Raw genomic sequence first — 12728 nt, 5'->3', positions numbered from 1 at the left:
AGCAAGCCCTCACCCCGGCGGCGTCACCGCCTCGATCCGCAACAGCCGCTGCTCCCCGCCCCGGTCCGGCCACAGGATGCTCTGCCCGGGCCGCAGGCCGATCAGCCCCGCCCCCACCGGCGTCATCACCGACACCTGCCCTTGCGCGATATCCGCCTCCGCCGGCCAGACCAGCTGCACGGTCCGCGCCTCGCCGTGCGCCTCGTCGACAAAGGCGACGCGCGAGCCGATGCGCACGACATCGGCCGGCACGCGCGCGTCGGGACAGATCCGCGCCCGCTCGATCTCGCCCAGCAACAGTTCGGCGACCCGCGGCGCGGCGGCCTCCGACGCTAAGGCCAGGGCCGACAGCCGCTCAGCCTCGGCGGCGCCCAGGATGATGGCGGGGCGGGTGGCGGCGGTGCGGGACGCGGGCTGCGCCCGGGTGGGGGTCGTGGTGATGGTCATGGCAATGGAGTCTTCGCAAACGGCCACGCCTCGCCGCTGGGCGAGACGGGAGATGGGATTTGGATTTGGCGGAAGGGTAGAAACCCCGGACCTGTGCGCGCGGCGCAAGGATGGCCCGGGGCTAGAGGCCTGCCTGCAGGCTACCGCCGTGATGCCGGAAACGCTGGAAGGTTGCACGGAACATGCAGGAGATGTGGGGTGTGGGTGGGGTGGAAGTCAACTAAGCGAGCTGGAGATCCGCTGTGCCCCAGTCACGCCTAGGCCGCTGCCTCAATCGGTAACCACGACTTGCCCTGCAGGTCGGCGACGGCGATCGGCACCTGATGTGAGATGTCGGCGAGGGATCAGGCGCTGATTAATGAAGCAAGCAAATGTCCCCTCTTCGACTGCTCCGCCACCATCTACAATGTGAGGCTGTTGACACCAGAGGATTGCGGCCCGACGCTTTGGCATGATCAAGCCAACTTCTGCCCCCTCGGAATACGACTGCTTCGTCCTCAGCGGCGGCGGTGCGAAGGGAGCCTATGGGGCCGGGGTAGCAAAGGCTATCGAGCTCTTCAGACGGCTGCGTGGCCTCACCAATCCCGTTGTCTATGTTGGAGCTTCGGCCGGAGCACTAAACGCCTATATCCTCGCCTCTGGCGGAGCAGACGACCTCATCAAGTTCTGGCTCGAAATCGACAATCAGCGCATCTTGGGCACGAAAAACAAACACCCAAAGCTTGCTGCGGCCGTCAAGCTCGGTAAGAGCTTACTCGGGTCTAGTGAACCCTTCTCGCTCTACACCAACACCGCGATCAAGAAGCTAGTCGCAGAAAATGCCACCCTGGATCGCCTACACAGCCCCCTCATAGTGGCAACGACCGACTACTCTACAGGCACCCCGAAAGCCTTCTACAGGTCAGATTTGATCGACGGATTCTTGCATGAAGATGGAAAAATTGAAGTGCGAAAGCGACGGCTCAAGCACCTCCGACGAATTGAAAATGACGAGATGCTGGTTCAAGCACTAGTCGCTTCTGCCGCGATCCCAATAATATTCCCGCCTGTTGAAATATCATCGAATTACGATGGCGTTCCGGAGAAATCATGGTTTGTTGATGGCGGCGTAGGAAATAACACCCCCACACGCGAGGCCGCTTACTTCAATCGCTTCTTAGAGCAATCGGGCTTGGGCATTCCACGAGTAGCGTTCTGCGTAAAACTCGACAATCCCACTGTATTCCACGGAGAATCCGACGGGTTCGATTTCGTGAGCATCCTTATGCGGACAATGGATGTGTTCAGCTGGGTGCACATGAAGCCAATCGTTGATGGATGGAACAGAATTAATCGCGAAGTCGAAGAGCAGAATAACAAAGTTGATAGAATAGCTGAATGGATTCAAGCTCAAGATTTTCGCGATGAACAGAAATCTGATCTTACTGCGATAATCACCGAGGAATTCAAGAGACTTGGCGGGCCTCGACCTCGCGTCGCGGTTCCATTGATTGAGATTGAGCCATCAGTCTCTTTGGGAGATGTGTTGAACTTCGCCCCCAAACATGCCGCACAGAACATCACCCATGGGTACAACGACGCTTTAAGAACACTGCGCGATCGCCCTGACCCCCGCCGGCCCGGCGAAACAATGATTGACGAAGCCGAACACACCCAGCTTCGTCAAACCCATATTCTGCCCGCCTAACGCCTACCATCGGAGATTATTGTGAACCGCCTTCTAGTAGTAGATACCGAAACCGGCGGCCTTGACGCGAGTAGTGCAAGTATATTGTCGATTGCAGGCGTGCTTTGGGAATCCGGACGCACCGGAGAGAGATTCCTGATCAACGTTGCCGAACCCGAGATATGCGCTGACGATCGATCCCTTGAAATAAACAAAATTGACATTGAAAAACATATTCTAAGCGCCGTGGAGCCCGCTGAAGCCGTTAAGCTTATTGACACTTTCATTCAAGACAACTTCGATGGCAGCGATCAGAAGGACGGCATTGTTCTAGCTGGACACAATGTAAATTTCGATGTTTCGTTCTTGAAAAGATTATATCGGCTCGCCGGTCAGTCGTTTGATGAACGGTTCTCCCATAGGGTATTGGACACCGCATCTGTCATCCGATTTCTTTCCCTTTCGGGACAACTCCCACTTTGGGACTCCAACTCTACAAGTGCATTTGAGTATTTTGGTATCTCTCCTCCAGGGCGAGATAGGCACACGGCTCTCGGTGATGCGGTTGCCACAGCCTCACTCCTCACCAACCTCGTCCGAATTGCTCGCCCCCAAACACCCGCTTGAATGCATTCAATAATCGGCACACACTATATATATTTCTTGATACCACGCCCGACGCCAAGAACTGCAGTATCAAAATATTTATTTTGCGCGACACTACTGCTCTTTAATTAAATTAACACCCTATAGGGCGCACCAGAAATGCTCAGAAGAAATCCTGAGTGTATTTATCTCGGCATCCGGGCGAGCGCCCTATGTATAACTCTGTCGAGCATCAGAGACGGGTCAAACGCCTCCCGATCCTCTACCGAATTAGCCGCCCGCTGATCATCTTTCAGATGCAACATCTTGCAAAGATCTTTGTCCGTCAAAAATATTATCAATTTTCCATTCTCTCTTAGCGCACCTTGGGCGGCGGCGTAAGCTTGAGGTTTTGGCGTCAATCTGGTCAAAATGAAACAAACAGATCTCATAGCGGCCAGACTCAAATATCTCTCGGTAGTGTATACCTGCATCGCCTCAATTGGATGAGAATAGTTCTTACATTCCACCAAAAGAACCCTGCACCGAAAATCTCTAGACAAAGACGACCAAAATCTTGTCCTGTTTGTTATTCGGTAAGCAATATCATATATGTCCATACCGCTATCTGTGCGCTTAACAACGTTCGCGTCAGACAGTTCGCCGAAGAACAGGAAATTGAATATTCTTAGGCATAGCTTCTCGTAGCCTGGCGCGCCCTTGGGGCCGGCCGGGTGGCGGCGAAGCTCCGCACACAGGTCCGCGCCCCGAAGCTTTCGTTCGGTCGGGTCGCTCGCCACTGCAAGCTGAACATGTTCGAATGCTTCGGCGTCAGCGTTTAAATGTTCAGCCAGCGAGCCGGCGTCCGCACTTGGCCGCTTTTCCAACTGACCTCGGGAACGTTGAAAAAAGCGCTCAAGCTCTCTTCGGAGATATTCGGTGCCCGCCATTTTGACCAGATCGCGCCGGTCAAGTATCTGTACCCCATAAGAATCGACAACCCACTCCTTTATGCTGTCGGCCACGATAGCAGACACAACTATTGTAAAGGTAAGCCCAACATCCCAGCCTATCTCCATGTGATAAATTCCGAGCAGTTCTCGGATAAGCAAAGCGCTAGCTCGTTCGACTGGCAACCACTTTACGTCGATCAAACGCTCATAATCTTCGCCGGGGTGAGAACATCGGAAATCCACCCGCCAGTCAGCCGATTGAGGGGAACGCTCTAGGTCTTCGATCTTGTACGAGGCTTGCTCCATAACTTGACGGACCAAGTGCTCGAAAAGCACGGCAAGTTCACTAGATTGATCTCTACCCAACAATTCACCCCCTCCAGAAAATTCAATCACAGCGCCGGCATTGGATAGAATTCTCGCCGAAAGTGCAAATTGCGGATGGGCAGTGGGATCATTGGCAAACTCATAGCTAAACACCCGTTTGAATCCCCTTCCCCCTCCCCGCCTCCCCCGCTAATCTCCCGCCCGAACCGGCCGCCAACGCCGGACGCCAATCACGCTACCGGGAGACCACGCCATGGCCGACTTCGGCGCCACCGACCTCGACGCCTTCCGGACCGAGACCCGGGCCTGGCTGGAGGCCAACTATCCGGCCTCGCTGAACGCGCCGATGACGACCGAAGACGACACCCCCTGGGGCGGGCGCAAGGCCAGCTATTCCAATCCTGATGTCCAGGTCTGGATGGACCGCATGGCCGAGAAGGGCTGGACCGCGCCGATGTGGCCGGCGGCCTATGGCGGCGGCGGCCTCTCCAAGGAGCAGAACCGCGTCCTCGAAAGCGAACTGCGGCGGATCAAGGCGCGGCCCGCCCTGGCCAGCTTCGGCATCTGGATGCTGGGCCCGGTGCTGCTGGAGTACGCCACCGAGGAACAGAAGCAGCGGTTCCTGCCGGACATCGTCAAGGGCAAGATCCGTTGGTGCCAGGGTTACTCAGAGCCTGGCGCGGGCAGCGACCTCGCCGGCCTGCAGACCCGCTGCGAGGATCAGGGCGATCACTACCTGATCAACGGCCAGAAGGTCTGGACCTCCTACGCCGACCAGGCCGACTGGATCTTCTGCCTGGTGCGCACCGACACCTCCAAGAAGCATGAGGGCATCAGCTTCATCCTGTTCGACATGACCAGCCCGGGCGTCGAGACCCGGCCGATCAAGCTGATCAGCGGCAGCTCGCCCTTCTGCGAAACCTTCTTCACCGACGTGAAGGTGCCCAAGGACCAGCTGGTCGGCCGGCTGAACGGCGGCTGGGAAATCGCCAAGCGGCTGCTGCAGTACGAGCGCCAGAACATCTCGGCCGGCGGCTTCGGCGGCGGGGCGGCGATGGATGTCGCCGACGCGGCCAAGAAGTATGTCGGCACGGACGAGGCCGGCCGCATCGAGGACCCGGACCTGCGCGGCCGCATCGCCAGCCACAAGATGGACCAGGCCTGTTTCGCCCTGACCATCAAGCGGGCCGAGGCCGAGAGCAAACAGGGCGCCGGCCCCAGCGCCGCCACCTCGATCATCAAGTACGCCGCCGCCAAGCTGAACCAGGAACGCACCGAGCTGCTGGTCGAGAGCCTGGGCCTGCAGGGCCTGGGCTGGGAGGGCGAAGGTTTCTCGAACGAGGAACTGGGCTCGATCCGCGCGATGCTGCGCGCCAAGGCCAACAGCATCGAGGGCGGCACCAGCGAGGTGAACCTCAACGTCATCGCCAAGCGCGTGCTTGGGCTGCTGGATCACCAGTAGGGGCCCCGCGCTCTCGGATCCCTTCTCCCGCTTGTCGGGAGAAGGTGGCCCCCGAAGGGGGTCGGATGAGGGCAGCGCCAGCGGATCAAGATGACCATGAACACCAGCATTTGCGGCAGCGTCGCCAGCCAGGCCTTCACAGGCCGGTGCTGCCCTCATCCGACCGCTTCGCGGCCACCTTCTCCCGGCAAGCGGGAGAAGGGCGCATGGGGCAGGCCCCATGCTTGAATTCTGGTACGAGTTCGCCTCCACCTACAGCTACCCGGCCGCCATGCGCATCGAGGCGCTGGCCGCCGAGCGGGGCGTCGCCGTCGCCTGGCGGCCGTTCCTGCTCGGCCCCCTGCTGCATGAGCACCAGGGCATGACCGACAGCCCGTTCAACGTCGTCCCCGTCAAGGGGACCTACATGTGGCGCGACATGGAGCGGGTCTGCCAGGAAGAGGGCCTGCCCCTCACCCACCCCAGCCAGTTCCCGCGCCACACCATCCTGCCGGCCCGCTGCGCCATCGTCGGCCTCGATGACGGCTGGACCCCGGCCTTCAGCCGCGCCGTCTACCAGGCCAACTTCGTCGCCGACCTCGACATCTCCAAGCCCGAGGTCCTCGAACCCCTGCTGGCCGAGGTCGGCGCCGCCCCCGGCGCCGTGTTCGACGCCGCCGGCTCCGATGAGACCAAGGCCCGCCTCAAGGACCACGTCGTCCAGGCCCGCGAACGCGGCCTGTTCGGCTCCCCCAGCTTCCTGACCGCCGACGGCGAGCTCTTCTGGGGCAACGACCGTCTAGAATCCGCCCTCGATTGGGCCGTCCACCACAGAACGATGGAGACCGCCTGATGGCCGTCCTGAACGAAGAACAGACCATGCTGCGCGACGGCGCCAAGGCCTGGACGCAAACCGAGTCGCCGACCACCAAACTGCGGGCCCTGCGGGATTCCGGCAGCCACGCCCCCTTCGATCCGGCCGCCTGGGCCGAGATGGGGGCCATGGGCTGGGCCGGGGTCATCGTGCCGGAAGAGCACGGCGGCTCGGCCTTCGGCTACCTGAGCCTCGGCCTGATCCTCGAAGAGACCGGCCGCACCCTGACCGCCTCCCCCCTCCTCTCCACCGCCCTGATCGGGGCCAGCGCCCTGTCGCTGTACGGCTCCGACGCCCAGAAGGCGGAATGGCTGCCGAAGATCGCCGAGGGCGCCGTCGTCACCGCCCTGGCCGTCGATGAAGGCCCTCACCACAACCCGGCCCGCACGGCGTTGGCCGCTGTCGGCGGCAAGCTGACCGGCAAGAAGACCTTTGTCATCGACGGAGACGTCGCCGATCTGTTCATCGTCGCCGCCCGCACGTCGGGCAAAGCGGGCGACACCGCCGGCATCACCCTCTACCTCGTGCCCAAAGGCGCCCCCGGCCTGACCGTGAAGCATCTGGCCCTGGCCGACAGCCGCGGCGCCGCCGAGCTGACCTTCGACAACACCCCCGGCGAACTACTCGGCGCCGAAGGCCAGGGCTGGGAACCGCTGGAGGCCATCCTCGACCGCGCCCGCATCGGCCTCTCGGCCGAGATGCTCGGCAGCGCCCTGCAGGCCTTCGAGATCACCCTCGACTACCTCAAGGTCCGCACCCAGTTCGGCCAGGTGATCGGGACCTTCCAGTCCCTGCAGCACCGCGCCGCCAAGATGTTCACCGACCTGGAGATGGCCCGTTCCGCCATCGAGGCCGCCCTCGAAGCCCTCGACGCCGGTACGGGCGACGTCCGCGCCGCCGCGTCGCTCGCCAAGTGCAAGGCCAGCGAGCTGATCCACCTCGTCTCCAACGAGATGGTCCAGATGCACGGCGGCATCGGCATGACCGACGTCCACGACGCCGGCCTCTACATGAAGCGGGCCCGGGTCACCGAGCAGCTGTTCGGCGGGGCGGGGTTCCACAAGGACCGCTATGCGAAGGTCCTCGGCTTCTGATCGACGGCGGGCGGCCCCTCGCGGCCGCCCGACACTTTCCGGCGTTTGCCCGGCCGATTCCCGTCACCACCACCCACACCCCCGCAACCCCGACCCGACACAAAACCGGCGCTACCGCCACGTCATCGCATTGATTTAAAACGATTTATTCTTCTATCGAACGGCTCCTCCTGATATAATGGAGCCGCTTCGACAAACCACCCCCAGCCGTCCCGACCTTTCGAATTTGCTTCGCATCAAACCGCTGGGCGATTGCCTGCGTAAGGTTCAGTGACTACCGTTCGCGGAACCACTTCGGGGAACTTCCATGCGCAAGATCATCGCCACCCTCCTGGCCATCGGCATGACCGCCGCCCTGTCGGCGCCGGCCTATGCCCAGTACGGCGCCAAGCCGGCTCCCAAGGCGGCGACGCCGGAGCTGCCGCGCTGCGCCGCGCCCATCGCCACCGTGGCCATCCAGGAGCCCGAGGTGCAGTGGTGGCGGTCCTATGGCCTGTCCAACCCGGAAAAGCTGATCAAGCTGTTCGCCTCCCGCTCCAACTGCCTGCGGGTCGTCGATCGCGGGGCCGGCATGGAGATGCGCAGGGGCGAGCGCGAACTGGCCGAGAGCGGCGAGCTGCGCCGTGACAGCGGCATCGGCCGCGGCACGGTCAAGGCGGCCGACTACTTCATCATCCCCGACCTTGCCAACGCCGACGAGAACACCGGCGGCGGCGCGGTGGCGGGGATCGCCGGCGGCCTGATCGGCGGCACGGTCGGCGGCGTGGTCGGCGGGCTGCGCACCAAGAACCTGGAGGCCCAGGCGCTGATCACCCTGGTCGACGCCCGCACCACCGAACAGGTCTATGTCGCCGAGGGCACCGCCAAAAAGCGCGACATCAGCTTCAGCGCCGGCGGCGGCGGGGTGGGCCTCGGCGCCCTGATCGGCGCGGTCGGCGGCGGCTACTCCGACACCGACATCGGCAAGATCATCAGCGCCGCCTACTTCAACGCCTTCCTCGACCTGGTGAACCATATCCAGGCCGGCGGCGTGCAGTCGGGCGAGGACGCGAAATACAACGCCGGCCCGGTCGCCCAGGTGACCACCGCCGAGGTCAAGCTGCGCAAGGCCCCGGCCCCGACCGCCCCGATCCTCTACACCCTCAAGCAGGGCGCGCTGGTCTATCCGACCGGGGCCCGCAACGGGGTCTGGATGGAGGTCGACGACGAGAACGGCAATCGCGGCTGGATGAGCAGCGCCTTCGCGAGCCCCCGGTGAAAGCCGCGATCCAGGCCGGCCTGGCGGCCCTCGCCGCCGGGCTGATCCTCGCCAACGGGGCTATGGCCAGCGACGCGGCCGACGCCCAGAGCGTCGTCGCCACCGAGGCCGCCTTTGCCAAACGGGCGGCCGAGATCGGCAATGTGCCCGCCTTCCGGGAGTTCGCCGCGCCCGGCGTGATCATGTTCCTGCCCGAGCCGATGGTCGCCACCGACTATCTGGCAAAGGCCGACTGGCCCGGCCTGATCGAATGGCGGCCGGATTTCGTGGCGGTCTCGGGCGCCGCCGACCTGGCCGTCGCCTCCGGGCCGTCGCAATGGACGACCAAGGACGGGGTCGATCCCGGCTACTACCTGACCGTCTGGGCCAGGCAGCCGGACGGCGGCTGGAAGTTCGCGCTGGATCGCGGCACGCCCGGGACGCCCAACCTCTACACGGCCCCCGGCGCGGCCGCGACCTTCCACGTCGGCGTCGCTGTCGGCGAGTCCAAGGCCACCCCCGCCGGCCTGGAAGCGGTGCTGGCCGACGAGATGTCGCGCGACGCGCCGGCCGCCATCCGCAAGCGCCTGACGGTCGGCAGCCGGGTCGTCCGGGCCGGCCACGCGCCGGCGACAACGGCCGAAGATATCCGCGCCCTCCTGGCCAGGGACCCCGCCCAGGTTACCGCCACCACCCTCGGCGGCGGCATGTCGAAAAGCAGCGACCTGGCCTACGTCTGGGGCGAGAACCGCTGGACCGAAGGCGGCAAGCCGCGCCGGGGCCATTACCTGCGGGTCTGGCGGCGGGCCGGCCAGACCTGGTCGATCCTCGTCGACCAGCAGGTCGGCCTGCCCGCCCCCAAGGGCTAGTTTGTTCGGAACGACCGGGTCCGGCCGGCATTCTCTTGCGACAGTTTTCGCAGGAGTTGCCATGTCCACCGACACCCACGATCAAGCCGCCGTCGAAGAGCGTCTCTGGGACGAGATCGACAAGGCCCGCATCGGCATGGTGGGCATCGTCGATGGCGAGCCGCAGCATTTCCAGCCGATGACCGCCTTCACCGTGCCCGGCGACGGCGAGATCTGGTTCTTCACCCGGGCCGAGACCGACCTCGCCCGCGACGCCAGCCACGGCGCCCGCCAGGTGATGTTCATCGTCCAGTCGAAGGACAAGGACTTTCAGGCCTGCATCGACGGCGAGATGACCGTCGAGATGGACCGCGCCAGGATCGCCAGATGGTGGAGCCCGATGGTCGCCGCCTGGTACCCCGACGGCCAGGACGATCCGGACCTTCGCCTGCTGCGCGTCAAATGCCATGACGCCCGCGTATGGATCAGCGACGCCGGCCCGGTGAAGTATCTGTGGGAAGTGGCCCGGGCCAACGCCACGCACAGCACCCCCGACCTCGGCGGGCGCGCTGACGTGACGCTGAACTAGCCGCTCCCTACTTCGGCTTGAACGGCCGCGGCACGCGGTTGGGCCCCTGACGGGACAGCATCCAGCCCGGGTATTCCGGCGGCAGGGCGGACACCGCGTCGAGGCCCTTCAGCTCTTCGGCCGTCAGCTCGATCTCGGCGGCGGCGAGGTTGTCGTCCAGCTGCTCGTTGGTCTTGGCGCCGATGATCACCGTGGTGACGAACGGCCGGCTGAGCACATAGGCCAGGGCGATCCGCGCCACCGACACCCCGCGCGCCTCCGCGATCTCGCGCATGGCCGCCACGCAGGGCCAGGCGCGGTCGCGGTCCACCGGCGGGAAGTCGAACGAGGCGCGCCGCGCCCCCTCCGGCCCATCGCTGCCCGGCCCGAACTTGCCCGACAGCAGGCCGCCCGCCAGCGGCGACCAGACCATCAGCCCCATCTGCTGGTCCTCCAGCATCGGCACGATATCGCGCTCCAGGTCGCGGCCGGCGATGGAATAGTAGGCCTGCACCGTCTCGAACCGGGCGTAGCCCAGCCGTTCGCTGATGCCGTGGGCCTTCATCATCTTCCAGGCCTGCCAGTTGGAGCAGCCGATGTAACGGACCAGGCCCTGGCTCACGAGATCGTCGAGCGCCCGCAGGGTCTCCTCGACCGGCGTGATCGGATCGTCGGCATGGATCTGGAAGAGGTCGATGTGATCCAGCCCCATGCGGTCGAGGCTGGCCTTGACCCCGTCCATGATGTGGCCGCGCGAGGCGCCCCGGTCGTTCGGCCCCCGGCCCATCTCGCCATAGACCTTGGTGGCGATGACCACGTCGCTGCGCTTGACCCCGAGGTTGCGCAGCGCCTGCCCGACCAACTTCTCGGACTGGCCGGCCGAATAGACGTCGGCGGTGTCGATGAAGTTGACCCCGGCGGCCAGCGCCCGCTCGATCATGGCGTCGACGCCCGGCTGGGCCACGGCGCCGATGGCGCCCCACATGCCGGTGCTTTCCTCGGCGAAGGTCATGGCCCCGAGGCAGATTTCGGAAACATAGAGGCCGGTGCGGCCCAAGCGGCGGTACTTCATCACTATTCTCCCGAAATGACCCTGAACGAGTTTCGCCTAATGAAGTCTATGTCGGCTTCTCGACAGCATCGTGAATTTCTCAAAGGCCAGAAACCCCCGGCCCCATTCTGTATAGGCAAATCAAACGCCGATACCCGAAAGGACTATGTCGGCCATCTGACAGTGCTTGTCTTCGCGCCCCGATAGCTTGCAACCCGCGCCGTAGTAACGGCGTTTTCGATTCGCCATGATGAGTTCACCGCGCTTGAAAAACCGCCTGCTATCCAGCCTGCCCCCGGAGGATTTCGCCCTGCTTTCCGCGCAGCTCACGCCCGTGGACATGGAGAAGGGCCGCCTGCTGTACGATCCCGGCGACCCGATCGAGACGGTATACTTCCCGCACGACTGCGTCATCTCCCTGATGACGCTGATGCACAGCGGCGCGGCCATCGAATCGGTGACCATCGGCCGGGAAGGCGCCTACGGGCTGATGACCGCCCTGGGCCCCCGCGCCTCGCTGTCGCGGGCCATCATCCAGGTGGCCGGCTCGGCCTCGCGCATCTCGGCGAACGCCTTTCATCAGTGCTGCAAGCGCAGCCCGGCCCTGATCGGTCTGGTGGATCGCCACAACGACGCCCTGTTCGGCCATGCCGTCCATTCGGTCGCCTGCAACGCCCTGCACTCGGTCGAGGCGCGGTTCTGCCGCTGGCTGCTGAGCTGCCACGACCGCATTGACAGCGACACCGTCAGCCTGACCCAGGAATTCCTGGCCGACATGCTGGGCGTGCAGCGCACGACGGTCACGGCGGTGGCCGGCAGCCTGCAGGCCAAGGGGCTGATCCGCTATCGCCGCGGCGTCGTCGACATCCTCGACCGGGCCGGGCTCGAAGCCATCGCCTGCGAATGCTATGGCGCGGTGCGGGGCATCTACGACCGGTTGCTTCCGGCCAGCTTCGACTAGCGCGCGGCCCAGGCCTTCAACAGCCGCTCCAGCACCGCCAGGCTTTCCTCGACCTCGACGCCCTTCTCGCCCCGCGCCAGGGCGAGGATCAGTTCGTTCAGCGCGCCCATGATCATCACCGCCATCGGCCGCAGCGCCGCCTCGCCGGCGTGCGGGGCCATGTTGCGCAGGCCCTGGCGGATGGTCGGCAAGCCGAGTCCGTGATCGATCCGCTCCCACTCCGCCTCTCCCAGGACGGCCGGACCCTCGATCATGACGATGCGGGCGAAGTCGCGCCGGTCGCTGAACTCCAGCGCCGCCCGGCACCCGGACAGGAACAGCGCCAGCGGCTCGCCGATCAGGTCGGAGGAGGCCTCGCGGCAATGGGCGTCAAAGGCCTTTTCCAGCGAGACCAGGACGGCGGTGAACAGCGCCTTCTTGTCGGGGTAGAGGCTGGAGAGCCGCTCGGCCGACAGCCCCGCGCCCTCGGCGATGGCGGCCATCTCGGCGCCGTCGAAGCCAAGCCGGGCGAAGGCCGAGCGGGCGGTGTCGAGCACCCTCTGGTCTTCGGCGACGGCGGTCTGCTGGTCCAGCGGCATGATCCGGTCATAACCCGCCGGGGGCCGCGCGCAAGCCGCCTGTTGGACGGGGCCGAAATCGGGTCTATAGCCCTGCCCATCTCGCGCGGCGCGGACGG

At 64.2% G+C, this 12728-nt stretch carries 13 protein-coding genes; 9 read left to right on the top strand and 4 right to left on the bottom strand.

Annotated elements, in window-relative coordinates:
• Positions 1–9: 9 nt before the first annotated feature.
• Entirely contained in the window at positions 10–447 is a 438-nt protein-coding gene (gene rnk, locus O5I81_RS09385; protein ID WP_271068681.1) for a nucleoside diphosphate kinase regulator, read from the bottom strand.
• 451 nt (positions 448–898) lie between these two features.
• Here rnk and O5I81_RS09380 point away from each other — a divergent pair, with 451 nt between their 5' ends.
• Together O5I81_RS09380 and O5I81_RS09375 are read left to right on the top strand one after the other, a co-directional pair.
• Positions 899–2134, top strand: a complete 1236-nt coding sequence (locus O5I81_RS09380) for a patatin-like phospholipase family protein (RefSeq protein WP_271068680.1) — start codon at positions 899–901, stop codon at positions 2132–2134.
• 21 nt (positions 2135–2155) lie between these two features.
• Complete coding sequence (locus tag O5I81_RS09375; RefSeq protein WP_271068679.1) at positions 2156–2740, top strand: 3'-5' exonuclease; 585 nt, start codon at positions 2156–2158, stop codon at positions 2738–2740.
• Between the two features lie 164 nt (positions 2741–2904).
• Here the strand turns inward: O5I81_RS09375 and O5I81_RS09370 are convergent, their stop codons facing one another.
• On the bottom strand, positions 2905–4131 hold the full coding sequence (locus O5I81_RS09370) for a hypothetical protein (RefSeq protein WP_271068678.1): 1227 nt from the start codon (positions 4129–4131) through the stop codon (positions 2905–2907).
• A 100-nt stretch (positions 4132–4231) separates the two neighbouring features.
• Between O5I81_RS09370 and O5I81_RS09365 the strand changes: the two genes are divergently transcribed.
• From O5I81_RS09365 to O5I81_RS09340, 6 genes are all read left to right on the top strand, one after another.
• On the top strand, positions 4232–5440 hold the full coding sequence (locus O5I81_RS09365; RefSeq protein ID WP_271068677.1) for an acyl-CoA dehydrogenase family protein: 1209 nt from the start codon (positions 4232–4234) through the stop codon (positions 5438–5440).
• 220 nt (positions 5441–5660) lie between these two features.
• Entirely contained in the window at positions 5661–6272 is a 612-nt protein-coding gene (locus O5I81_RS09360; RefSeq protein WP_271068676.1) for a 2-hydroxychromene-2-carboxylate isomerase, read from the top strand.
• Positions 6272–7387 (top strand): acyl-CoA dehydrogenase family protein, encoded by a 1116-nt coding sequence (locus tag O5I81_RS09355; RefSeq protein ID WP_271068675.1) that lies wholly within the window; start codon positions 6272–6274, stop codon positions 7385–7387. The genes O5I81_RS09360 and O5I81_RS09355 overlap by 1 nt, the downstream gene beginning before the upstream one ends.
• A gap of 307 nt (positions 7388–7694) precedes the next feature.
• On the top strand, positions 7695–8645 hold the full coding sequence (locus tag O5I81_RS09350; RefSeq protein WP_271068674.1) for a CsgG/HfaB family protein: 951 nt from the start codon (positions 7695–7697) through the stop codon (positions 8643–8645).
• The gene (locus O5I81_RS09345; protein ID WP_271068673.1) at positions 8642–9493 is read left to right on the top strand and encodes a nuclear transport factor 2 family protein; all 852 of its coding nucleotides are present in this window, start codon (positions 8642–8644) and stop codon (positions 9491–9493) included. The genes O5I81_RS09350 and O5I81_RS09345 overlap by 4 nt, the downstream gene beginning before the upstream one ends.
• 61 nt (positions 9494–9554) lie before the next feature.
• Positions 9555–10061 (top strand): pyridoxamine 5'-phosphate oxidase family protein, encoded by a 507-nt coding sequence (locus O5I81_RS09340; protein ID WP_271068672.1) that lies wholly within the window; start codon positions 9555–9557, stop codon positions 10059–10061.
• A gap of 7 nt (positions 10062–10068) precedes the next feature.
• Here O5I81_RS09340 and O5I81_RS09335 read toward each other — a convergent pair whose 3' ends face one another.
• Positions 10069–11112, bottom strand: coding sequence for an aldo/keto reductase (locus O5I81_RS09335; protein ID WP_271068671.1), 1044 nt, complete (start codon positions 11110–11112; stop codon positions 10069–10071).
• Between the two features lie 244 nt (positions 11113–11356).
• Between O5I81_RS09335 and O5I81_RS09330 the strand changes: the two genes are divergently transcribed.
• Complete coding sequence (locus tag O5I81_RS09330; RefSeq protein ID WP_271068670.1) at positions 11357–12052, top strand: Crp/Fnr family transcriptional regulator; 696 nt, start codon at positions 11357–11359, stop codon at positions 12050–12052.
• On the opposite strand, the gene O5I81_RS09325 is transcribed toward O5I81_RS09330, so the two are convergent.
• The gene (locus O5I81_RS09325; RefSeq protein WP_271068669.1) at positions 12049–12630 is read right to left on the bottom strand and encodes a TetR family transcriptional regulator; all 582 of its coding nucleotides are present in this window, start codon (positions 12628–12630) and stop codon (positions 12049–12051) included. The two genes, O5I81_RS09330 and O5I81_RS09325, sit on opposite strands and share 4 nt — an antisense overlap.
• Positions 12631–12728: the final 98 nt, after the last annotated feature.

The organism is Caulobacter sp. NIBR1757, assembly GCF_027912495.1.
GTDB lineage: Bacteria > Pseudomonadota > Alphaproteobacteria > Caulobacterales > Caulobacteraceae > Caulobacter.
Note: the sequence above shows the minus strand (reverse complement) of the source record. Positions and strands in the feature narration are given on the sequence as shown.